The sequence below is a fragment of the Rhizobium sp. Rhizsp82 genome, from assembly GCF_047325115.1.
Lineage (GTDB): Bacteria > Pseudomonadota > Alphaproteobacteria > Rhizobiales > Rhizobiaceae > Rhizobium.
The window spans coordinates 309,702-329,884 of record NZ_CP168570.1; the positions used below are offsets into that span (position 1 = coordinate 309,702).

General features: G+C 61.8%; 17 protein-coding genes. 5 read left to right on the forward strand and 12 right to left on the reverse strand.

The window, feature by feature from the left end; all coding sequences use genetic code 11:
* Positions 1-191 precede the first annotated feature (191 nt).
* On the forward strand, positions 192-599 hold the full coding sequence (locus ACEN84_RS06235; RefSeq protein ID WP_413711268.1) for a DoxX family protein: 408 nt from the start codon (positions 192-194) through the stop codon (positions 597-599).
* Positions 600-644: 45 nt separating this feature from the next.
* Here ACEN84_RS06235 and ACEN84_RS06240 read toward each other — a convergent pair whose 3' ends face one another.
* From ACEN84_RS06240 to ACEN84_RS06265, 6 genes are all read right to left on the reverse strand, one after another.
* Entirely contained in the window at positions 645-1,010 is a 366-nt protein-coding gene (locus ACEN84_RS06240; protein ID WP_413710316.1) for a hypothetical protein, read from the reverse strand.
* A 114-nt stretch (positions 1,011-1,124) separates the two neighbouring features.
* Positions 1,125-2,312 (reverse strand): Gfo/Idh/MocA family protein, encoded by a 1,188-nt coding sequence (locus tag ACEN84_RS06245; protein ID WP_199628942.1) that lies wholly within the window; start codon positions 2,310-2,312, stop codon positions 1,125-1,127.
* Positions 2,313-2,465: 153 nt separating this feature from the next.
* Positions 2,466-3,518, reverse strand: a complete 1,053-nt coding sequence (locus ACEN84_RS06250) for a sugar phosphate isomerase/epimerase family protein (protein WP_112719761.1) — start codon at positions 3,516-3,518, stop codon at positions 2,466-2,468.
* A gap of 248 nt (positions 3,519-3,766) precedes the next feature.
* Positions 3,767-4,714, reverse strand: coding sequence for a substrate-binding domain-containing protein (locus ACEN84_RS06255; protein ID WP_112385616.1), 948 nt, complete (start codon positions 4,712-4,714; stop codon positions 3,767-3,769).
* Positions 4,715-4,801: 87 nt separating this feature from the next.
* Complete coding sequence (locus ACEN84_RS06260; protein ID WP_413710317.1) at positions 4,802-5,812, reverse strand: ABC transporter permease; 1,011 nt, start codon at positions 5,810-5,812, stop codon at positions 4,802-4,804.
* Positions 5,813-5,885: 73 nt separating this feature from the next.
* The gene (locus ACEN84_RS06265) at positions 5,886-7,409 is read right to left on the reverse strand and encodes a sugar ABC transporter ATP-binding protein (protein ID WP_130282246.1); all 1,524 of its coding nucleotides are present in this window, start codon (positions 7,407-7,409) and stop codon (positions 5,886-5,888) included.
* 168 nt (positions 7,410-7,577) lie between these two features.
* Between ACEN84_RS06265 and ACEN84_RS06270 the strand changes: the two genes are divergently transcribed.
* The 3 genes from ACEN84_RS06270 (at position 7,578) to ACEN84_RS06280 (ending at position 11,235) form a co-directional block, all read left to right on the forward strand.
* Positions 7,578-8,609: a LacI family DNA-binding transcriptional regulator gene (locus ACEN84_RS06270; protein ID WP_413711269.1), complete on the forward strand. Its 1,032-nt coding sequence runs from the start codon at positions 7,578-7,580 to the stop codon at positions 8,607-8,609.
* Between the two features lie 216 nt (positions 8,610-8,825).
* Positions 8,826-10,850, forward strand: a complete 2,025-nt coding sequence (locus ACEN84_RS06275) for a GAF domain-containing protein (RefSeq protein ID WP_413710318.1) — start codon at positions 8,826-8,828, stop codon at positions 10,848-10,850.
* 1 nt (position 10,851) lies between these two features.
* Entirely contained in the window at positions 10,852-11,235 is a 384-nt protein-coding gene (locus ACEN84_RS06280; protein WP_130282249.1) for a response regulator, read from the forward strand.
* A 66-nt stretch (positions 11,236-11,301) separates the two neighbouring features.
* On the opposite strand, the gene xylA is transcribed toward ACEN84_RS06280, so the two are convergent.
* From xylA to ACEN84_RS06310, 6 genes are all read right to left on the reverse strand, one after another.
* Positions 11,302-12,612, reverse strand: coding sequence for a xylose isomerase (gene xylA, locus ACEN84_RS06285; RefSeq protein ID WP_130282251.1), 1,311 nt, complete (start codon positions 12,610-12,612; stop codon positions 11,302-11,304).
* Between the two features lie 201 nt (positions 12,613-12,813).
* Positions 12,814-14,268, reverse strand: coding sequence for a xylulokinase (gene xylB / locus ACEN84_RS06290; RefSeq protein ID WP_413710319.1), 1,455 nt, complete (start codon positions 14,266-14,268; stop codon positions 12,814-12,816).
* Positions 14,269-14,286: 18 nt separating this feature from the next.
* On the reverse strand, positions 14,287-15,312 hold the full coding sequence (locus ACEN84_RS06295; RefSeq protein ID WP_413710320.1) for a LacI family DNA-binding transcriptional regulator: 1,026 nt from the start codon (positions 15,310-15,312) through the stop codon (positions 14,287-14,289).
* Positions 15,313-15,412: 100 nt separating this feature from the next.
* A complete protein-coding gene (locus tag ACEN84_RS06300) occupies positions 15,413-16,405 on the reverse strand; it encodes an alpha/beta fold hydrolase (protein WP_413710321.1) in 993 nt (330 codons plus the stop codon).
* Between the two features lie 91 nt (positions 16,406-16,496).
* Positions 16,497-18,086, reverse strand: coding sequence for a DHA2 family efflux MFS transporter permease subunit (locus ACEN84_RS06305; RefSeq protein WP_130282259.1), 1,590 nt, complete (start codon positions 18,084-18,086; stop codon positions 16,497-16,499).
* Positions 18,087-18,108: 22 nt separating this feature from the next.
* The gene (locus ACEN84_RS06310) at positions 18,109-19,329 is read right to left on the reverse strand and encodes an HlyD family secretion protein (protein WP_413710322.1); all 1,221 of its coding nucleotides are present in this window, start codon (positions 19,327-19,329) and stop codon (positions 18,109-18,111) included.
* Positions 19,330-19,484: 155 nt separating this feature from the next.
* Here ACEN84_RS06310 and ACEN84_RS06315 point away from each other — a divergent pair, with 155 nt between their 5' ends.
* Positions 19,485-20,162: a TetR/AcrR family transcriptional regulator gene (locus ACEN84_RS06315; RefSeq protein ID WP_413710323.1), complete on the forward strand. Its 678-nt coding sequence runs from the start codon at positions 19,485-19,487 to the stop codon at positions 20,160-20,162.
* Positions 20,163-20,183 lie beyond the last annotated feature (21 nt).

Sequence of the window (20,183 nt, forward strand, 5' to 3'; positions counted from 1 at the left end):
ATGGTGGCACACATCCTGTTGGTATTGCGGATGGCTTCAATCTAGGCGGGCAAATGGGTCAAATCAAGGCGTGTGCCGGTCGAAGGCCCGCGCTGCTCGCAACGCGATAACGCTGATGTCAGAAGACGTGACTTGAGATCGGCGGTGTGCCGGGTGAGAGCGGAATGGGAGATTACAACGAAAGGAACCCGATGCTCGCCTCCATCCACCTGCTGCAGCCCCATCTTCTCAGCCTGCTGCGCATCGTCTCGTCGCTCGTGCTCTTCAGCTATGGAACGCAGAAGATCCTGCATTTCCCGGCCGCCGCGAGCGTGCCGCCCGTCGGCTCGATGTCCTGGATCGCCGGCATGCTGGAACTCGTGCTCGGCTTTCTGGTGCTGATCGGCTTCAAGACGCGCGCCGCAGCCTTTGTTCTCTCGGGCCTGATGGCCTCCGCCTATTTCATCGCCCATGCGCCAAAGAGCTTCTATCCGGCCCAGAATGGCGGCGTCGCCGCCATCCTGTTCTGCTTCGTCATGCTGTATTTCGTCGCTGCCGGCGCCGGCTCATTCAGCGTCGATGCGCTCTTGAAGCGCAAGCAGGCTGCCATCGCAGCCTGACCGGCAATCCTGTCTGGCTGAGGCGCGCGCTTCAGCCAGCAGAGATCACGGCTTCTGCGCGCTGTTTTTCAGCTTCACCGCCATGGTGACCGTGCCGCGCACACTGATGAAGCTGCCACCGGAACGGTTCAAATCCGCATTATTGGTGAGATTGGTGACCTGGCAGGTCTCGCCGAGAGTATCGAGCACCAGCTGGCACTGGCGCTGCGCCATCGCATAGAACGCCTTCTGCGCCACCTCGATCTGCTCTGCCGGGTTCATGCTCATATCGGCCGGAACGGTCATCGACAGGCTGGACTGGATGTTGATGGTGCCGGGCACTCTTACGCCAGGCACGAAAGCCTGCTGCGCCGAAGCAGGAACGGCGCCAAGCGCCAGGATGCACGTCAGATAGCGGACAGAGAATGTCATCGGGCCTCCCCAAATGGTTGCGCCCTTCTTCTTTCATAATCCCCTTAAACGCGAATGAGCGCATTCCCTAAGATTGGAGGGAATGCGCTCAAATGATCAGCTATGGGCCTGCAATCAGACCTTGACCCAGCCGCCGTTCTTCTTCGAGGAGGCAACGCAGGCTTCGACGAAGGCCACGCCCTTCACGCCGTCATCGACGGTCGGGTAAACCACGGCCTTGTCGACCGGCTTGCCCTTCTTGGCGGCGTTGATGGCGAGCGCCGCCTCGGTATAGATCGTCGCGAAGGCTTCGAGATAGCCTTCCGGATGACCGGAGGGAACGCGCGAAACGCGCGCCGCAGCGGCGCCCGACCCGGCGCCGTTGCGGGTGATCAGCCGCTTCGGCTCGCCGAAGGGCGTGAACCACAAATAGTTCGGATCGGCCTGAACCCACTCGAGACCGCCCTTGGTACCGTAGACACGAACCTTCAGACCATTCTCGTGGCCTGGCGCCACCTGGCTGCACCAGAGCATGCCCTTGGCCGGCTTTTCCTTGCCCTTCGCCTTGTAGCGCAGCATCACATGCGCGTTGTCATCGAGACGGCGGCCTTCGACGAAGCTGTCGAGATCGGCGGCAAGGCTGTCGAGCTCCAGACCGGAAACGAAGCAGCCGAGATTATAGGCATGCGTACCGATATCGCCCGTCGAGCCACCTGCACCCGACTGTGCCGGATCGGTGCGCCAGACGGCCTGCTTGGCGCCCTGCTGTTCGACGGCCTCGGTCAGCCAGTCCTGCGGATATTCAGCCTGAACCAGCCTGATATCGCCGAGCTCGCCATTGGCGACCATTTCGCGCGCCTGGCGGACCATCGGATAGCCGGTGTAATTATGCGTCAGGATGAAGAGCGCACCGCTTTCGTCGGCGATCTTCTTCAGCTTCTTGGCATCGGCCAGGTTCGAGGTCAGCGGCTTGTCGCAGATGACGTGGATGCCCCGGCGCAGGAATTCCTTGGCGGCGTCGTAATGCACATGGTTCGGCGTGACGATCGAGACAGCCTCGATGCCGTTCTTAAGCTTCGCTTCGCGGATCGCCATCTCGCGATAGCTGGAATAGGTGCGCGACGGATCGAGACCGAGATCGCGGCCGGAGGCCTGCGCCTTTTCCGGCGTCGACGACAAGGCGCCGGCGATCAGTTCATATTGATCGTCGAGACGAGCGGCCATGCGGTGTACCGCGCCGATGAATGCGCCAGCCCCGCCGCCGACCATGCCGAGCCGGATGCGCGGCTCGCGGGTCTGTTCGTTTGATGCTTCGATTGCCATTGTGTCCTCCTCGAAATCTAATCTCGCGAAAAGTCCCCCCTGCCAGGCATCTCCCCCACAGGGAGGAGAAAATTCGCGGCGCTGCCTCGCACGATGGCCAAACTCGCCGATGCCCCTCCCCCTTGTGGGGAGGGGTTGGGGAGGGGTCTTGTCTTAAATCCCCAGCATGCGCCGGTTGGCTGCCTGATCGGTACCGCTGCCGGCAAAGTCGTCGAACGCCTTCTCGGTCACGCGGATGATGTGCGCCTTGACGAATTCGGCGCCTTCACGGGCACCGTCTTCCGGATGCTTCAGCGCGCATTCCCATTCGACCACGGCCCAGCCGTCGAAATTATTGGCAGTCATCTTCGAGAAGACGGCGCCGAAATCGACCTGACCGTCGCCCAGCGAGCGGAAGCGGCCGGCGCGCTCGACCCAGCCCTGATAGCCACCGTAAACGCCCTGGCGGCCGGTCGGGTTGAACTCGGCATCCTTGACGTGGAACATCTTGATCCGGTCTTTGTAGATGTCGATGTTGTCGAGATAATCCAGGCACTGTAGAACGTAGTGCGAGGGATCGTAGAGCATGTTGGCTCTGCTGTGGTTCTTCACGCGCTCCAGGAACATCTCGAAGGTGACGCCGTCATGCAGGTCTTCGCCCGGATGGATTTCGTAGCAGACGTCGACGCCGCAATCTTCGGCATGGTTGAGGATCGGCGTCCAGCGCTTGGCAAGCTCGTCGAAGGCGGTCTCGACGAGACCGGCCGGGCGCTGCGGCCAGGGATAGATGAACGGCCAGGCAAGCGCGCCCGAGAAGGTCGCATGCGCCTTGATGCCGAGATGCTTCGACGCCGTCAGCGCCATCTTGACCTGCTCGACAGCCCATTCCTGGCGCGCCTTCGGATTGCCGCGCACTTCGGGTGCCGCAAAACCGTCGAAGGCTTCGTCATAGGCCGGATGAACGGCAACGAGCTGACCCTGCAGGTGTGTCGAAAGCTCGGTGATCTCGACGCCGTTTTCACGCGCCTTGCCGGCGAATTCGTCGCAATAATCCTTGGAGCTTGCGGCCTTCTTCAGGTCGATGAGCTGGCTCGCCCAGGTCGGAACCTGCACGCCCTTGTAGCCGATGTCGGCCGCCCATTTGGTGATTGCATCCCATGAGTTGAAAGGCGCGGTATCGCCTGCGAACTGGCCGAGGAACAGGCCTGGCCCCTTGATCGTCTTCATGTCAGAAATCCTCCCTGATTAGCGACCGTAAACGTTTATGGTAGTCTTCAACACGCTTCTGGCGGAAGCAAGGCGCCTCCACGCACTTGCGGCAGATGTGGCTGGAAAGCCGGAAGTCAAACGGTAGGCGAACTAAACACGCCTCACCGACAGCTGCAAGAGGTACGTGCCGCAAATTCGTCCGCATGCAACCTGAAGACATAAAAAATGCGCCCATCCTTTCGAATGGGCGCATCCGATACGAATGATCAGAACGGAGAATCCGGGAAGTAGAAGTCCTTGGCATTGTCCTTGGTGACGAGCGTCGCATCAAGAACGAAGGTGCCGCGAACCGGTACCTGGTCGTAGAGACCGGCAGCCGTCAGTTCCATAGCCGTACCGACCATTGCCGGCGGATAGAGAACGTCGACCGGGATCATCTTGTCGCCGTCCATGACCTTCTTGATCATGTCCTTGGAGCCTGCACCGGCAACGACATACTTGATGTCCGTACGCTTGGCCTGCTCGATGGCCTGGAGAACGCCGACAGCCATGTCGTCGTCCTGGCACCATACGACGTCGATCTTCTGGTACTTCGTCAGGTAGTCCTGCATGACCTTGAAGGCATCGTCGCGGTTCCAGTTGCCGTACTGGCGGTCGAGAACCTTGACGTTGGAGCCTGCAATACCCTTGTCGAAGCCGTCCTGGCGCTGCTGATCGATCGGGATCGGCAGACCGCGGATAACGACGACCTGTGCATCCGGCGTCTGAGCGGCAATGTACTTGCCGGCGACTTCGCCGAGCGCCGGGTTGTTGCCGGCAACGTAGAGGTCACGAACCGAGTCGTCGTTGGTGGACGGTGCACGGTCGACGAGAGCGACATACTTGCCCTTGCCCTTGACTTCCTTGATGGCGTTGACCAGCGGATCCGGATCCGACGGCAGGATGACGAGAGCGTCGATACCCTGCGTATCGAGGTCCTGCACGGCGTTTGCCTGGCTTGCGGCATCCGGCGAGGTCTTGACGATGACGTTCAGGCCCGGATGTTCTTCCATCAGCTTCTTGGCGACACGTTCGGCATGGAAGACCACACCCGAGGTCCAGCCATGGTCAGCGGCCGGAATGGACACGCCGATGGTGAACTTCTTGTCCTGTGCGTATGCGGAACCCGCCACAGCGACGGCCGCAACGGCAAGACCCAACATGAGTTTGCGCATGCTATTCTCCTCCCAACATAACTTCAGGGACTTTCCTACCCGTGAACCGGACGCCCTGTGAGCCCGGCCAATTCCTGTTGAGGTCCGTTATCCCTTCCGGACCAGAGAGCGCTGTACCAGCATGGCGATGATGATGATCGCGCCCTGGATCGCACCGATGAGATATTCGCTGATGAAGTTCGACAGCAGCATGATGTTGCCGACGAGTTCGAGAATGAAGGCACCGCAGATCGTGCCCCAGACGCGCCCTGCCCCGCCTTTCAGCGCCGTGCCGCCGACAACGACGGCGGTGATCGCCTGCAGCTCCCAGAGGATGCCCGTTGTCGCAGAGGTCGAGCCGAGACGCGGCACGTAGAGCAGCACGGCAATCGCCACGCAGAGACCCTGGATGACGAAGGCGATGGTGCGGACGCGATTGACGGCGATGCCGGAATAGCGCGCCACATCGCTGTTCGAACCGACGGCGACGACATGGCGTCCGTAGCGCGTGCGATAGAGAATGAAGGCCGCAACGGCAGTGACCGCGAGGATGACGACGATCGGAACCGGCACGCCGAGAATGCTGCCGAAATAGGCCGGGCGGTACAGCGTCTGGATTTCCGGCGAGCGCAGCGTGATCGCGCCGCCCTGCGAGAGCCAGGTCGTCAGGCCACGATAGATGCCCATGGTGCCGAGCGTCGCGATGAACGGTTCGATCTTGCCGACCGTGGTGATAAGGCCATTCGCAAGTCCACAGAGCGCACCGGCAACAACAGCAAAGACGACGGCGACGACGAGCATCATGGTCGGGTCGGCGATGACGCCCGAATTCAGCAGCAGGATCATCAGGCTGGCGACGAAAGCCACCATCGAGCCGACCGAGAGATCGAGATCACCGGCCGAAATGACGAAGGTGGCGCCGACGGCGATGATGGCGATGAACGCACAGCGGGTCGCGACATTGGCGAGATTGGTGATGCCGATGAAGTTCGGATTGACGAGCGCGCCGACGATCAAAAGCAGGATCAAGGCTGCGAACGGCGCCACTGCGCGCAGATCGACATCCCGCCAGGAGCGGCGCCGGATCTGCCTGGTCTCCTCGTTGATATCAGTAGTCAAAACCAACCTCCCGACCCAAACCCTGTGGGTATCTTATCGTTGAAACCGCGAAGCGATGCGGCGCCTGAAACTGTCAGGCGGCCTTCCTCTTCAGCCCCGCGGCGTAGCGCATGATTTCCTGTTCCGAGATCTCGTCGCCCTCGAGCACGCCGACGATGCGCCCCTCGCGCATGACGCAGACCCGCGTGCAGAGGCCGATGACCTCAGGCATTTCCGACGAGACGACGATGATCGACCGGCCATCGCGGGCCAGCGCCGAAATGAAATGATAGATCTGCTGCTTGGTGCCGACATCGATGCCGCGCGTCGGCTCGTCGATGATGATGATATCGGGCTCGGTCTCCATCACCTTGGCGAGCAGCAGCTTCTGCTGGTTCCCGCCGGACATGCGGCCGGCGACGATATTGGCATCGCGCACGCGGATGTCGAAGCGCCGCTTCGCCTTGGCAAGTGCCGCCGCCTCGCTGTTCGGGCTGAGATAGCCGTGCGCCACATGCTGTCCAAGCGATTGCAGCGTCAGGTTGGTGACCATGTTGGAGCGCAGCAGCAGCCCCTTCGACTTGCGATCCTTGGTCATATAGGCAAGACCGGCGCGATTGGCGGCGTGAACATCGCCGGAGGCAATGGTATCGCCCTTGATCACCACCTCACCGGCCGTGCGTGACCGCAACCCGGCGATCGCCTCCATCAGTTCCGTGCGACCGGAACCGATCAGGCCTGAGAAGCCGATCACTTCGCCCTTGCGCACCTCGAAGCTCGCATCCTGGACATAGCCGGTCGAAACGCCGGTGACCCGCAGGACGACTTCTTCATCTACATTCGGCTCGACCTTCGCCGGATAGAGGCTGGAAAGCTCGCGCCCGACCATCAGCTGGGCGATCGACTCGCCGTCAAGGATCGAGGTCGGTGCCGTCTTCACCCACTGGCCGTCGCGCAGCACGGTGACCCGGTCGGTGAGCTCCATGACCTCATCCAGCTTGTGCGAGACGAAGACGAAGCTGGTGCCTTTGTCGCGCAGCTTGCGGACTTGCTCAAAGAGGATGTTGGTTTCCTCGCGCGACAGAACGGCGGTCGGCTCGTCCATGAAGACGACGCGCGCATCACGGCTGATTGCCTTGGCGATTTCGACCATCTGCTTGTCGGCGATCGACAGCGTGCTGATCAGCGCGTCTTCATCGACATGCGAGCCAAGCATATCCAGCACGCGCCGCGTTTCCTTGCGCATGTAGCGCCGGTCGAGCACGCCGAAATGCGTCACTTCACGGCCGAGGAACAGGCTCTCGGTGACGGTCAGATGTTCGGCGAGATTGAATTCCTGGTGGATGATGACGATGCCGAGCGCCTCGGCGCCACCGTTCGGCGGCAGCACGATCGGCTTGCCGTCGAGAAGGATTTCGCCGGAGGTCGGCTGCTCGAAACCGGAGAGAACTTTGACGAGAGTGGATTTTCCGGCACCATTCTCGCCCATCAGGGCATGAACTTCGCCGGCGCGGAGATCGAAATTGACGCTGAAGAGGACCTGTACCCCATTGAAGGATTTACAGATTCGCTTTGCGGACAGCACCACGGGTGCGGTCTCGGCCGTCTCCAGATTCATCATTTCCTCCCTGCGGCTCCCGACCGCTTGAGCATTTGTGTAAACCTTTACATCGGCCATGTAAAGGTTTACATCATGGATATGCACAAATCTGGCGAAAGCCCGCTTTGACGGATTAGCAAGTCTGTGTAGTGTCGCGGCGAAGACAGCCCCATGGCAGAGCCCCCAGTGTCGAATTCCACGCCTGCAACGATCGAAGACGTCGCCCGGATCGCCGAGGTTTCCATCGCGACCGTGTCCCGTGCGATCCATACGCCGGAGAAAGTTGCGAACTCGACGCGCCTGAAGGTCAATCAGGCGATCGCCATCACCGGCTATACGACCAACGCCATGGCCCGCAGCCTGCGGCTTGGCCGTTCCAACATGATCCTGGTCGTGGCGCCCGATATCGGCGACCCCAATTTCTCCAATATTCTCGTCGGCCTGGAGAACGAAGCCCGCGCCCATGGCTACGGCATCCTGATCGGCCACACCCAGAACGACGCTCAGCGCGGCCTCGAATATTTGAAGTTCTTCAACTCGAACCAGGCGGCCGGCCTGATCCTCTTCACCGGCATCCTGCCCTTCGGCCACCAGACGATGACGGCACGGTTGCCGCCGAGCGTCGGCGTCTTCGAACCAGTTTTTAACGGCGGCATTCCCTATGTCGGCGTCGACGATACCGAGGGTGCCCGCAAGGCGGTCGACCTGCTGCTTGCCGAAGGCCATCGCAAGATCGCCTTCATCGGCGATTCGCGCACCCGCCTTGCCTACACACGCCGACGCGAAGGCTATGAGGCCGGGCTCGATGCGGCCGGCGTTACCAAGGAAACGCGGATCGTTCTCGAAGGCGACGGCACCATCGAGAGCGGCCGTCACGCCGTCGAGCAGCTCTTCATGCGCGATACGCTGCCGACCGCCTTCATGTGCGTTAACGACCAGACGGCGATCGGCGTGATGATCGGCCTCAATGCCCGCGGCTACGATATCCCGCGCGACTTCTCGGTGACCGGCTTCGACGACGTGCCGCAGGCCGTGTTCATGAGCCCGTCGCTGACCACCATCCGCCAGCCGCGCACGGCTATCGGCAAGCAGGCGATGGCGCTGTTGCTGGAGCTTCTCGGCGATGGCCGGCCGGCCGAAACGGAAATCCTGCTGCGCCCCGATCTCGTCGTCCGCAATTCCGTCTCCGCGCCGCCGAAAAACTGGCAAAGACGCTAACCCGGGCGGAACAATTCCCGCCCCAGGCCGTTGCCTTGCCGGACGCCGGCTGCACAATCTGAGATTTGTGGTTTGCACCGGCAGCTGGCGTCCAGCTCAGCTGAAAAGTCCGCGTTTGCGGCAGCTTCATTCTATCCCGGACTTATTTTGGTCATCGGCGTTTCCGTCGCTGGAAAAATCAACCGACCGCCTACATCATTGATCGCTAAGATGAACATGGGACCCATAGATTCAGTGTCGCCGACGTCCGATCCAGCCGTCATCGAGGAGCAGAAACGCCTTGAGGCGCTCGAGGCATTCGACATTCTCGACACCGCTCCCGAGCCCGAATTCGACGACATTGTCTTCGTCGCCTCCTCGGCCTGCCGCACGCCGGTTGCCCTGATCAGCCTTGTCGGCGCCGACAGGCAATGGTTCAAGGCAAAGGTCGGCTTCGAAGCCTGCGAGACCCCCATCGATCAATCCGTCTGCGCCCACGCACTCTCCAGCCCGCAACCGCTTGTCATCCCCGATCTCACGAAAGACGAACGGACGCGGACGAACGCGCTGGTCACCGCGCCACCCAGCATCCGCTTCTACGCCGGCGCACCGCTCGTCACCTACGACGGCACGATCATCGGCACGCTCTGCGTCATCGACACTGTTCCGCGCCCCGAAGGCTTGACGCCTGACCAGCTGAAGATCCTTCAGGCGCTGTCGCGGCAGGTGGCCGCCCTTCTGGAAGCCCGCCGCATATCGAGCCGCAAGGACGAGCTCTTCCGCCGCCAGAAGCATATCAGCTCGACGATGCGCTCCACGGCACAACAGAGCATGGCAGCCCAGGAGGCCGGCCGCGTCGGCACGTTCGAGCTCGATATTGCCAGCGGCCAGATGCGCGTCTCCCCGGAATTCTGCCGCATCTTCGACGTGCCGGTGGCCGACAGCTACCCGGCCTCGATCTTCGAAGACATGGTCGTCCCGGACGATCAGGGCATCCGCTCCTCCGCATCGACGCGGGCGGACGGCAGCGCCGCCCTCGACGTCGAATACCGTATCAACACCGAGCATCGCGGCACCCGCTGGATCTCGCGTCATGCCGCTTTCATGGCAACGACGGATGGCCGGCCGGCGCTTCTGCGCGGCACGGTACAGGACGTGACCATCGAGCGGCGCGCCGCTGCCCGCGTTCAGGCGCTGCTTGATCTCGGCGACCGGCTGCGCGATCTCGACGACGTGGAATCGATGGCGATCGCCGCGGCCGATCTGATGGCCAAGGCGCTCGATGCCAGCCGCGCCGGCTTTGGCGTCGTCGATGCCGGCAGCGAGACCGTACTGATGCAGCCGGAATGGTGCGCGCCGGGCGTCACGTCGCTTGCCGGCCTCCACCACTTCCGCGACTACGGCAGCTTCATCGACGATCTGAAACGCGGCGAAACCGTCATCATCGAGGATGTCAGCAACGATCCGCGCACCGATGGCAATGCCGAGCAGCTGCTTGCGATCGATATCCGCGTGCTCGTCAACGTGCCGATCTTCGATCATGGCCGCTTCAGCCTCGTCGTCTTCGTGCATCACGATCATCCCTACGAGTGGACGGGCGAGGAAGTGTCCTTCGTGCGCAGCTTCGGCGACCGTATCCAGATCGCCATTGCCCGGGTGCGCGCCGAGGCCGAACAGGACCTCCTGAACCGCGAGATCAACCACCGGCTCAAGAACACCTTCGCAATGATCCAGGCGATCGCCACGCAAACGCTACGCCCAGTGGCCGAACGCGAGCATGTCGAGAATTTCGAACGGCGGCTGCATGCCCTCAGCAGCGCCCACGACATTCTCCTGCAGGACAACTGGCTGAGCGCCAGTGTCCACGATCTCGCCGCCCGGGCAGTCGAACCGCTCGGCGTCGGCGAGCAGGTTTCGATGGAAGGACCAAGCCTGGCGCTCGGCGCCAAGGGCTCGCTTTCGCTCTCGCTGTTGCTGCACGAACTGGCGACCAACGCCATCAAATATGGATCGCTCTCCACCGAAGGCGGTAAAGTTTATGTGCGTTGGACCATTGAAGGCCGCGGCGAGGCGGCTACCTTCCACCTCACCTGGCGTGAAGAGGGCGGCACTGCTGTCAGCGAACCGACCAAAAAGGGCTTCGGCTCCAAACTGATCAAGATGGGACTGATCGGCTCCGGCGGAACGGAAAGCCGCTACGGCCCCGATGGCTTCTCGGTCAGCATGTCCGCGTCGCTCTCGCAGATGCAAAGGACCGAATGACATGAGGGAAGGTTATGCAGCCCAAAGGCCTGCTGTCCTCGTGGTCGAAGATGAACCGCTACAGCGGATGATGGCAGTCGATCTCGTCGAGGAAGCCGGTTTCGAGGCAATCGAGGCTGCGGATGCGGATGAGGCGGTACGCATCCTGGAGGCACGGGCCGATATCCGCATCGTCTTCACCGATATCGATATGCCGGGCAGCATGGATGGCATGATGCTGGCCGCAGCGATCCGCGACCGCTGGCCGCCGATCGAGATCATCATCACCTCCGGCCATATCCGCGAACAGGAAGTGGAGATGCCGATCCGCGGCGTGTTCTTCCCCAAACCTTACGACACCCGCCGCCTCAGCCAGCAGCTCGTCGCCTTCGGACTACCTCAGTGACAAAGTCCACGCGTGAAAAAGCCGGGAGGCTTGCGCTCCCCGGCCTGTATTTCGATAAGCCGTCGATCAGACGTAACGGTTGACGACGTTTTCGAGATGTTCCTGCTTGCCCGAGCGCGGCTGCGGATTGACGTCCTTGCCTTCGACCCAGCTGGTGATTTCACCGAGCGAATATTCGCCGCGGAAGAGCTTCTGCCCTTCGGCCGAATCCCAACCGGCGTAGCGGTCTGCGAGCGGCTGCGAGAGAGCCTTGTCCTCGACCATCTTCGCAGCAGCCTTGAGACCGCGGGCGCAGCAATCCATGCCGCCGATATGGCCGATCAGCAGGTCTGCCGGATCGAGCGACTGACGGCGCAGCTTCGCATCGAAGTTCGTGCCGCCGGTGGTGAAGCCGCCTGCCTGCAGAACCTGATAATAGGCGAGCGCCATTTCCGGAACGTTGTTCGGGAACTGGTCGGTATCCCAGCCGGACTGGTAGTCATTGCGGTTCATGTCGATCGAACCGAAGATGCCGAGCGCATTGGCAAGCGCCAGCTCGTGCTCGAAGGAATGGCCGGCGAGGATCGCATGGCCCTGCTCGATGTTGAGCTTCACTTCGTTTTCGAGGCCGTGCTTCTTCAGGAAGCCGTAAACGGTCGCGACATCGTAGTCGTACTGGTGCTTGGTCGGCTCCTGCGGCTTCGGCTCGATCAGGATCGTGCCCTTGAAGCCGATCTTGTGCTTGTACTCGACGACGAGGTTGAGGAAGCGGCCGAGCTGGTCGAGTTCGCGCTTCAGGTCGGTGTTCAGCAGCGTCTCGTAGCCTTCACGGCCGCCCCAGAGAACGTAGTTCTCGCCACCGAGCTTCTGCGTCGCATCAATGCAGGTCTTCACGGTTGCCGCAGCGAAAGCGAAGACATCCGGATCCGGATTGGTCGCAGCGCCGGACATGTAGCGGCGGTTGGAGAACAGGTTTGCCGTACCCCAGAGCAGCTTGGTGCCGGTCGCGGCCTGCTTCTCGGCGAAGTAATCGACGATCTCGTTCAGGTTCTTGGTGTTCTCGGCAAAGTTCTGGCCTTCGGGGCGCACGTCGGCATCGTGGAAGCAGTAATAGGGCGCGTCGAGCAGCGAGAAGAATTCGAAGGCCACATCAGCCTTCAGCTTCGCAGCCTTCATCGTGTCTTCGAACCACGGGCGCAGGAAGGTCTGACCACCGAAAGGGTCGCCACCCGGCCAGGTGAAGGTGTGCCAATAGGCGATCGCAAAGCGCAGATGGTCTTCCATGCGCTTGCCGAGAACGACTTCGTCCTTGTTGTAATGACGGAAGGCGAGCGGATTGGTGCTCTCCGGGCCTTCATACTTGATCTTCTGAATATCGCCGAAAAATCCGGTGCTCATGTTGGTCCTCCTTGGGTTGGTCAATCTTGTTCGTTGTAGCGTGCGGCCCCCTCATCCGACCCTTCGGGTCACCTTATCCCCGCTGGGGAGAAGGGAAGATCGGAGCGAGTGGTCTGCCACAAGTCTCTTCTCCCCAGCGGGGAGAAGGTGCCGGCAGGCGGATGAGGGGGCTCCGACCTCAGTGCAAGCTTAAATCCGCCCTCAATGCGCCAGCGACTTGATCGCCGGATAGAGCGCGCGGTAGCGCTTGTAGGCATCCTCATAAGCGCCGCTGAGTGCAGCGACAGGCTCGATCGTGCCATCCGTCTCCGGCGGCGTGCAGACTGCGACCGGATCCGCACCCGTCGCAGCAATCAGGCCGAGACGGGCAGCGCCAAACGCCGCGCCGAAATCGCCGTCAGCCGGCAGATCGACGGGAACGCCAAGCGCCGTGGCGATCGAGGCCAACCAGTAGCGCGAGCGCGAGCCGCCGCCGATCGCGGTGACGCGGGCGATATCGGTACCGGCCGAACGCAGCGCTTCGAGATTGTCGCGGATCGCAAAGGACACACCTTCGAGAACCGCCTGGGTCAGGACGGCGCGGCTACTCTCATGCTCGAGGCCGATGAAGGCGCCGCGGATGACCGCGTCATTGTGTGGCGTACGCTCGCCGGAGAGATAGGGAAGGAAGGTCACGCCCGACGGCGCCTTCAGGGTCTCGCCGAGTTCGCCGGTCAGATCCGCCGCGGACTTGCCCGTCACATGCGAATGCCAGTTCAGCGCATCGGTGGCCGAGAGGATGACGCCCATCTGGTGCCAGGTGTTCGGCAGCGCGTGGCAGAATGCGTGAACGGCGCTTTCCGGCTTCGGCAGGTAAGAGCCGTTGGCGGCGAATAGCACGCCCGATGTGCCGAGAGAAACGAAGGCCGCGCCGTGGCTGACCGTACCCATGCCGCAGGCAGAGGCAGCATTGTCCCCTGCCCCGCCAGCAACGACGACATCACCAGTAATGCCCCACTTGGACGACAGCTCGCCGCGCAGCTTGCCCGCCTGCTCGGTGCCTTCGACAAGCGACGGCATCTGCTTTTCATCGAGACCGGTTGCGTCGAGGAGTTCCGAAGACCAGGCGCGCTTGCCGGTATCGAGCCAGGACGTACCGGCCGAATCCGACATTTCCGAAATGTGCTCGCCGGTCAGCCACAGGCGCAGATAATCCTTCGGCAGCAGAACCTTGGCGACCTTGGCGAAGATCTCCGGCTCGTTCTTGGCGACCCAGACGAGCTTCGGCGCGGTGAAACCCGGGAAGACGATATTGCCGGTCAGCTTGCGGAAGCGCGGATCGGCGTCGAGCGCCGCGGCTTCATGATAGCTGCGCGTATCGTTCCAGAGAATGCACGGCCGCAGCACCTTGTCGTCGGCATCGAGCAGGGTCGCGCCATGCATCTGGCCGGAAAGGCCGATACCCCTGACCGCCGCAAGTTCCTTCGGGTGCTTGGCCTTCAGACCGGCAACCGCTTCTTCGGTCGCGCGGATCCAGTGCGCCGGATCCTGTTCCGACCAGCCGGAATGCGGACGCGAAACGTCCAGCGATCCGTTGGCCGAACCGATGATCTTCTGATCGCCGTCGATGAGCATCGCCTTGACGCCCGAAGTTCCGAGATCGAGACCCAGATACATGTCGTTCTCCCTTTGCCGTTACGGCAGGTTGTCTTTCAAAAAGATATCGAGGCGGATGCGCTCCTGCGCATCGATGACCGCAAGCCCGTCGGCCTTCGCCTTCAACACGCGAATGGCGCTGCGCACCTCATGACCGGCATCCTGATTGAGAACTGCGTCAATCGTTCCGTCGATCAATGCCGCCCGCGTATGCGGCGTGAGTTCATGGGCAACGACAGTGACCTGCCGCCCGGCGCCCTTGGCCTTCAGCGCCCTGATCAGGCCGCGGTTACCGGCGCCCAAGCTGTATATGCCGACAATGCGATCATTCTTCGAAAGCGCATCCGAAACCAGCATATGCGCCATTTCAGGATCGTCGCGCCCCTCGATGACGGGCAGGATGGAAAGGCCCGGAAACTCCTGCGCCATCAGCGCAGCAAAACCTTCCAAACGTTCGCGATGGTCGCGCACCAGCATGGAGCCGGCAAGCACCGCAATCTCACCCTTGGCGCCACCGAGGAAACGGCCAAGCAGGCGAGCAGCCGTGCGCCCGGCCGCGATGTTATCGACACCGGCATAGTGATGGCGGAGCGACCCCGTGAGATCAGAAACCAGGGTAACGACGGGAATGCCATCGCGCACTAGGGCATCGACTGCCTCGGCAACCTCAGGCGCATCGGTCGCGACGAGCGCGATGCCGGCAGGCCGTTCGGCAGCGAGCTTCCGCAGCGCTTCGACCAGTGCGGCCGGATCGAAGGCCGGAACCTCGATGGTCTGGATCTGCGTGCGCTCGACTGGAGCGCGGGCAACGGCCTCGCGGATCTCGCCGGTCAGCCCATGCATGAAGGAATTGTCGGATGCCGGAAGGATGAAGACCAGCGGATAGGTGCGGCCCTTGGCGAGGTTGGCGGCCGCCACATCCCTGACATAGCCGATCTCGCGAATGGCGTTTTCCACCTTCTCGCGCGTCACATGGCGCACGCCAGGGCGCTGGTTCAGCACGCGATCGACAGTCGCAAGGCTGACCCCCGCATGCGCGGCGATATCGTGAACCGTAGGCTTCATCGCTCCTCCTGACGAAGCCTTTACCGCCAATTCTGATGTACGTAAATCAGAAAATGCCGGACCGACCGAAACTCATCTGGTCGCGTTTGAAAAACATGGATTATTTCTTGCCGTCACCGGCAATACGCACTTCGATCGCCTGCGCGATCCCTCGCAGATTGGGGTGCTCGCCAGCCAGCGCTTCAATGGCGCCGACGGCAAGGTCGCTTGCGACGTAATCCGACTTGTGACCGAGGTTTCGGACGACGATCAGCCGCGCCCCTCGGATATCCTTTGCAAGATGCGCCGAGTGGATCGTCGGCGAAACGACGCTATCGGTATCGCCGGTGATAATGATCGTCGGCGCCTTGATCTGCCGGTAGCGCGGCGAGGCTTTCTTCGTCCATTCGAGCAGGTTGGCAACATCAGCGGCGTTGTTGTGAAACTCGGCCGGGCGCAGGGCGAGAAGCGTGCGAGCCTTCGAGATATACCCAGGAGGCCGCCGGTTCGGCGCAAACACACTGCGTGTCGCACCATCCACCATCGCAAGGCCGACGGGCGGCACGATCAGCGCGCTGAACAGCCTGCCAGTCAACGGCGCGGTTGCCGCATCATAGTACCAGGCAATGCCGCCCGGCCACGGATAGACGGCCGGCGACAGGAACACCAGACCGGCAACCATATCGGGATGATCGAGCGCAAAGGCGGCCGCAACGGCACCGCCGAAGGAATGGCTGACGATGATTGCCCGCCCGATGCCGCGCTTCTTCATCAACGCCGCAATCGCGTCGGCCTGCCCGTCCGGAAAGGCGTTCTCGGGACCGCCGCGGTCGGAGCGGCCGTGGCCCGGACGATCGACGAACAGCAGATCGGCCTTGCCTTCCAGCTTTTCCCGGAACGACAGCATCGGGTCATAGAGATTGGCGCTGGCGCCATGAATGAAGACGATCGGCGGCAGCCTTGCCTTGCCGGAGGCGGGAATGAAGACGCTGTTCAGCTTGTAGCCGCCGATGTCTATCTTCTCCTCCTCGGCGGCCGCCCGCGCGGATGCGGATGCAAAGAGGGGCAGGACGATGCAGAGCCAGGCGATTGCCCTGGCGGAAGACTGAAGCATGAAGCGGCATCCGGTCGAAAGAGATGCACGATATACGGAAAACGGCCGGCTTTGGTTTCCCAAGCCGGCCGTTATTTCGAACACCAGACGATCAGTGGCCGCCGCCACCGCCTCCGCCGCCTTGCGGCGCAGGCTTGGCAATCATCGCCACACCGAGAACCATGACCATGAACAGCACGGTCAGCATCAGGAAGATATCGCTGAAGGACAGGATGACTGCCTGCTTGGTTGCCATGCCGACCATCTGCTTGATCGCCACCGACGCGCCGTCCATCCCGTAGGAATTAAAGTTGGCGGTCAGGTTGTTCAATTGGTCGATCGCGGCCGGATGGCCCCAGTCCATATTCTCGCGCAAGCGCTCGTAATGCACGTCCTGGCGGTTGGTCAGAACCGTATTGATGATCGCAAGACCGACGGCACCACCGAGGTTACGGGTCAGGTTGAAGAGACCTGAGGCGCCCCGCATACGGGCCGGCGGCATCGTGCCGAGCGCGATATTGTTGATCGGCACCATGCACATCATAAGGCCGAAACCGCGGAACAGCTGCGGGATCAGCAGTTCGTAGAAGTCCCAGTCATCCGTCAGCCCGGTCATGATGTATGTCCCGGCCGCGAAGCTGACGAAGCCGATGACCATCATCAATCTGAGGTCCATCTTCGTCGAGAGACGTCCGGCGAGCGGCGCAGTGAAGAACATCGCAAGGCCCGAGACGAACATCGTCTCGCCGATCATCAGCGAGTCATAGCCGCGGATACGGCCGAGATAGACCGGGTAGATGTAGGTCAGGCCGTAGAGACCGATACCCATGACGAAAGAGAAGACCGAGCCGAAAGCGAAGTTGCGGTTGGCGAAGGCTCTCAAGTCAACGACCGGAAAATCGACAGTGAACGCCCTGTAGAAGAAGACCACGCAGCCGATCGCCGATGCGATCGCACCGATGACGATATAGTTGTCGTTGAACCAGTCGTTCGAATTGCCTTCCTCGAGCACATATTCCAGCGCGCCCAGAAACACGCCCATCGAGATCAGGCCCCACCAGTCGAACTTCTTGAGAAGTGACAGTTCCGGTTTGTCGAAGTCGATGAAGTTCCAGGTAACGGTCGCGACGATGATGCCGGGGATGACGTTGACCAGGAACAGCCAGTGCCAGGAGAAGGCGTGGCTGAGATATCCCCCGACGGTCGGGCCGATCGTCGGCGCCAGCGTAGCGATCAGGCCGATGATCGGCGAAACGACGCTGCGCTTGGAGGGCGGGAAGATCGTGAAGGCGGCCGCAAAGACCGACGGGATCATGCCGCCACCGATGAAGCCCTGGATGGCGCGGTAGACGATCATCTGGTCGATATTCGTCGCCGTGGCGCAGAGCACGCTCGACAGCGTAAAGCCCGCCGCCGAGAAGGCGAAGAGGTAGCGCGTCGAGACGATGCGGGCAAGCGTACCCGACAGCGGAATCATGATGACTTCAGCGATCAGGTAGGAGGTCTGGACCCAGCCGATTTCATCCGAGCCGGCGGAAAGGCCGGCCTGGATTTCAGCGAGCGAGGCCGAGACGATCTGAATGTCGAGGATCGACATGAACATGCCGAGCACCATCGCAAAGAATGCGATGAGCTTGCGCGGGTCCATCCGTTCCTCGGCTCCTACGCCGGGAACGGTTCCTGCAGTGGTGGTCGCGGCCATTGGCCTTACTCCGGCTGGCTGATTACTTTACCTGCTGTGCGTCCGGCGCCGTGCGCGTGTCGACATCGACGACGACGCTCAGGCCTGCACGCAGACGGCCGGTATCAAGCGCATCCTGCGGGAGCGCGATGCGAACCGGCACGCGCTGGATGATCTTGGTAAAGTTGCCCGTCGCATTCTCAGGCGGCAGAAGCGAGAAGACCGAGCCGGAGGCCGGCGAGATCGACTCGACGGTGCCGACGATCGCGTGATCGTCATAAGCGTCGACATGGACATTGACCTTCGAACCCGGAACCAGATGCTGGATCTGCGTTTCCTTGAAGTTCGCGTCAATATAGAGCTGGCGGGTCGGGACGAGCGCCATCAGACGCTGGCCGGGCGATACGAGATCGCCTTCCTGAACCGAGCGATTGCCGACAACACCGTCATACGGTGCCTTCAGGATCGTGAAGGACAGGTCGCGGGCGGCCTTGTCGCGCTGCAACTCGAGCGTACGGACCGAACCTTCGGCTTCCTTGCGCTGTGCTTCCAGGATCGTGATGTTGGCTTCGGCCGACTTGATGTTGGCGTCGCCGCCAACGAGGTTTGCCTTGGCCTGATCGAGCGCGATGTTGGCGGTGTCAAGATCGGCAGCGGTGCCGACCGACTTTGCCTGTAGGTCGCTCTGGCGCTTCTGGGTGATCTCGGCGCCGCGGACGGCGGCATCGAGCGACACCTTCTGCGCCTGTGCCTGGGCGAGAGCCGCCTTGGCGCCATCGACCTGGGCATCGATGCGGCTCAGCGACAGCTTTTCGGTGGCGATCTGCGCTTCGGCCTGGTCGAGAGCGTTCTGATAGTCACCGTTATCGAGCGTTGCGAGCACGTCGCCGGCCTTGACCAGCTGGTTGGCAACGACATTGACCTTGGCAACGTAACCGGTGACCTTCGGCGAAATCGTCGCGATATCGCCTTCGATATAGGCGTCATCGGTCGAGACCATGAAGCGGCCATTCGTCCACCATTCATAGCCGTACCAGCCGCCACCGGCGAGGATGGCGAGGGCGACGATCGGCAGAACGCGGCTGCGCTTCTTTTTCACCGGCGGCTGCTCGGCAACCTTTACCTCGGGTGCCGGCGCCTGCTGGGGAGCACTGCGAGCCTCCGCGGTGGGGGTATCCGCGGAGGCTGCAGTTTCCGGCTGAGCCGCTTCGGCTTCAGCGGAATCGCTTACGATGCGCGCAACATTGGTTTTCTGACTGGACATAGACGAACACCGCTTTGTGAAGTAGATTTAATCGAACTGAACGGTTCGGTTCAGTTGACATAGGCCCTTTTTGCATCCATATCAAGTCATATCGAACCGAGCGGTTCGATTTTAGTAAAGAATCTTCGCAAGTGCGAAAAATGGTTAAGGAGAAGATGACCGAAGTGTCCAAGGTTTCAGCCGCCGAAACGCCCGTGGCCACCGGCCGCTGGGCAGCCGGAGAAGACCCGGCCAAGCGCACGCAAATCCTCGAGGGCGCCAAGAGCGTCTTCATGAGGATGGGTTTCGACGCAGCGAGCATGAACGACGTGACCCGTGAAGCCGGCGTCTCGAAGGGCACTCTCTATGTCTACTTCGCCAATAAGGAAGAGCTCTTCACCGCTATGATCGAGACCGAGCGCGCCGCCTTCGTGGCCGCACTGCGCGTCGCTCTCGAGCACCATGACAATGTCGAGGAAGGCCTGCACGATTTTGGCCTGAGCTTCATCTCGCATATCACAAGCGAGAAGGTGATCAGCGCCATGCGCACCGTTCTTGGCGTGCGCGACCGCATGCCGGAGCTCTGTCAGCGCTTCTTCAACGGACCGGAGAACCTGCGTACGGTGCTGCACTCGTATCTGACGCGCTACGTGAATTCAGGCAAGCTCGAGATCGCTGACGTCGATCTGGCAGCCGGACAGTTCCTCGATCTCGCGAGCGGCAGCTTCTTCAAGTTCCGCCTCTTCGGCAGCATGCCGGAACCGCCGTCTGAAGCCGAGAGGAAGCGCGTCATCGACGGCGCCATCCGCGTCTTCATTGCCGCCTATGGCGCCAAGCACAACGAGCCCGCCTGAGGGATCGGCGGCGTCCCCGCT

Excerpts from the sequence above, each read along its gene's own strand:
- ACEN84_RS06255 (WP_112385616.1), bottom strand. The coding sequence starts at position 4,714 with ATGCGCAAACTCATGTTGGGTCTTGCCGTTGCGGCCGTCGCTGTGGCG.
- ACEN84_RS06240 (WP_413710316.1), bottom strand. The coding sequence starts at position 1,010 with ATGACATTCTCTGTCCGCTATCTGACGTGCATCCTGGCGCTTGGCGCC.
- ACEN84_RS06265 (WP_130282246.1), bottom strand. The coding sequence starts at position 7,409 with ATGAATCTGGAGACGGCCGAGACCGCACCCGTGGTGCTGTCCGCAAAG.
- ACEN84_RS06295 (WP_413710320.1), bottom strand. The coding sequence starts at position 15,312 with ATGAAGCCTACGGTTCACGATATCGCCGCGCATGCGGGGGTCAGCCTT.
- ACEN84_RS06235 (WP_413711268.1), top strand. The coding sequence starts at position 192 with ATGCTCGCCTCCATCCACCTGCTGCAGCCCCATCTTCTCAGCCTGCTG.
- ACEN84_RS06310 (WP_413710322.1), bottom strand. The coding sequence starts at position 19,329 with ATGTCCAGTCAGAAAACCAATGTTGCGCGCATCGTAAGCGATTCCGCT.
- xylB (WP_413710319.1), bottom strand. The coding sequence starts at position 14,268 with ATGTATCTGGGTCTCGATCTCGGAACTTCGGGCGTCAAGGCGATGCTC.
- xylA (WP_130282251.1), bottom strand. The coding sequence starts at position 12,612 with ATGAGCACCGGATTTTTCGGCGATATTCAGAAGATCAAGTATGAAGGC.
- ACEN84_RS06275 (WP_413710318.1), top strand. The coding sequence starts at position 8,826 with ATGGGACCCATAGATTCAGTGTCGCCGACGTCCGATCCAGCCGTCATC.
- ACEN84_RS06250 (WP_112719761.1), bottom strand. The coding sequence starts at position 3,518 with ATGAAGACGATCAAGGGGCCAGGCCTGTTCCTCGGCCAGTTCGCAGGC.
- ACEN84_RS06245 (WP_199628942.1), bottom strand. The coding sequence starts at position 2,312 with ATGGCAATCGAAGCATCAAACGAACAGACCCGCGAGCCGCGCATCCGG.
- ACEN84_RS06300 (WP_413710321.1), bottom strand. The coding sequence starts at position 16,405 with ATGCTTCAGTCTTCCGCCAGGGCAATCGCCTGGCTCTGCATCGTCCTG.
- ACEN84_RS06305 (WP_130282259.1), bottom strand. The coding sequence starts at position 18,086 with ATGGCCGCGACCACCACTGCAGGAACCGTTCCCGGCGTAGGAGCCGAG.
- ACEN84_RS06280 (WP_130282249.1), top strand. The coding sequence starts at position 10,852 with ATGAGGGAAGGTTATGCAGCCCAAAGGCCTGCTGTCCTCGTGGTCGAA.
- ACEN84_RS06315 (WP_413710323.1), top strand. The coding sequence starts at position 19,485 with ATGACCGAAGTGTCCAAGGTTTCAGCCGCCGAAACGCCCGTGGCCACC.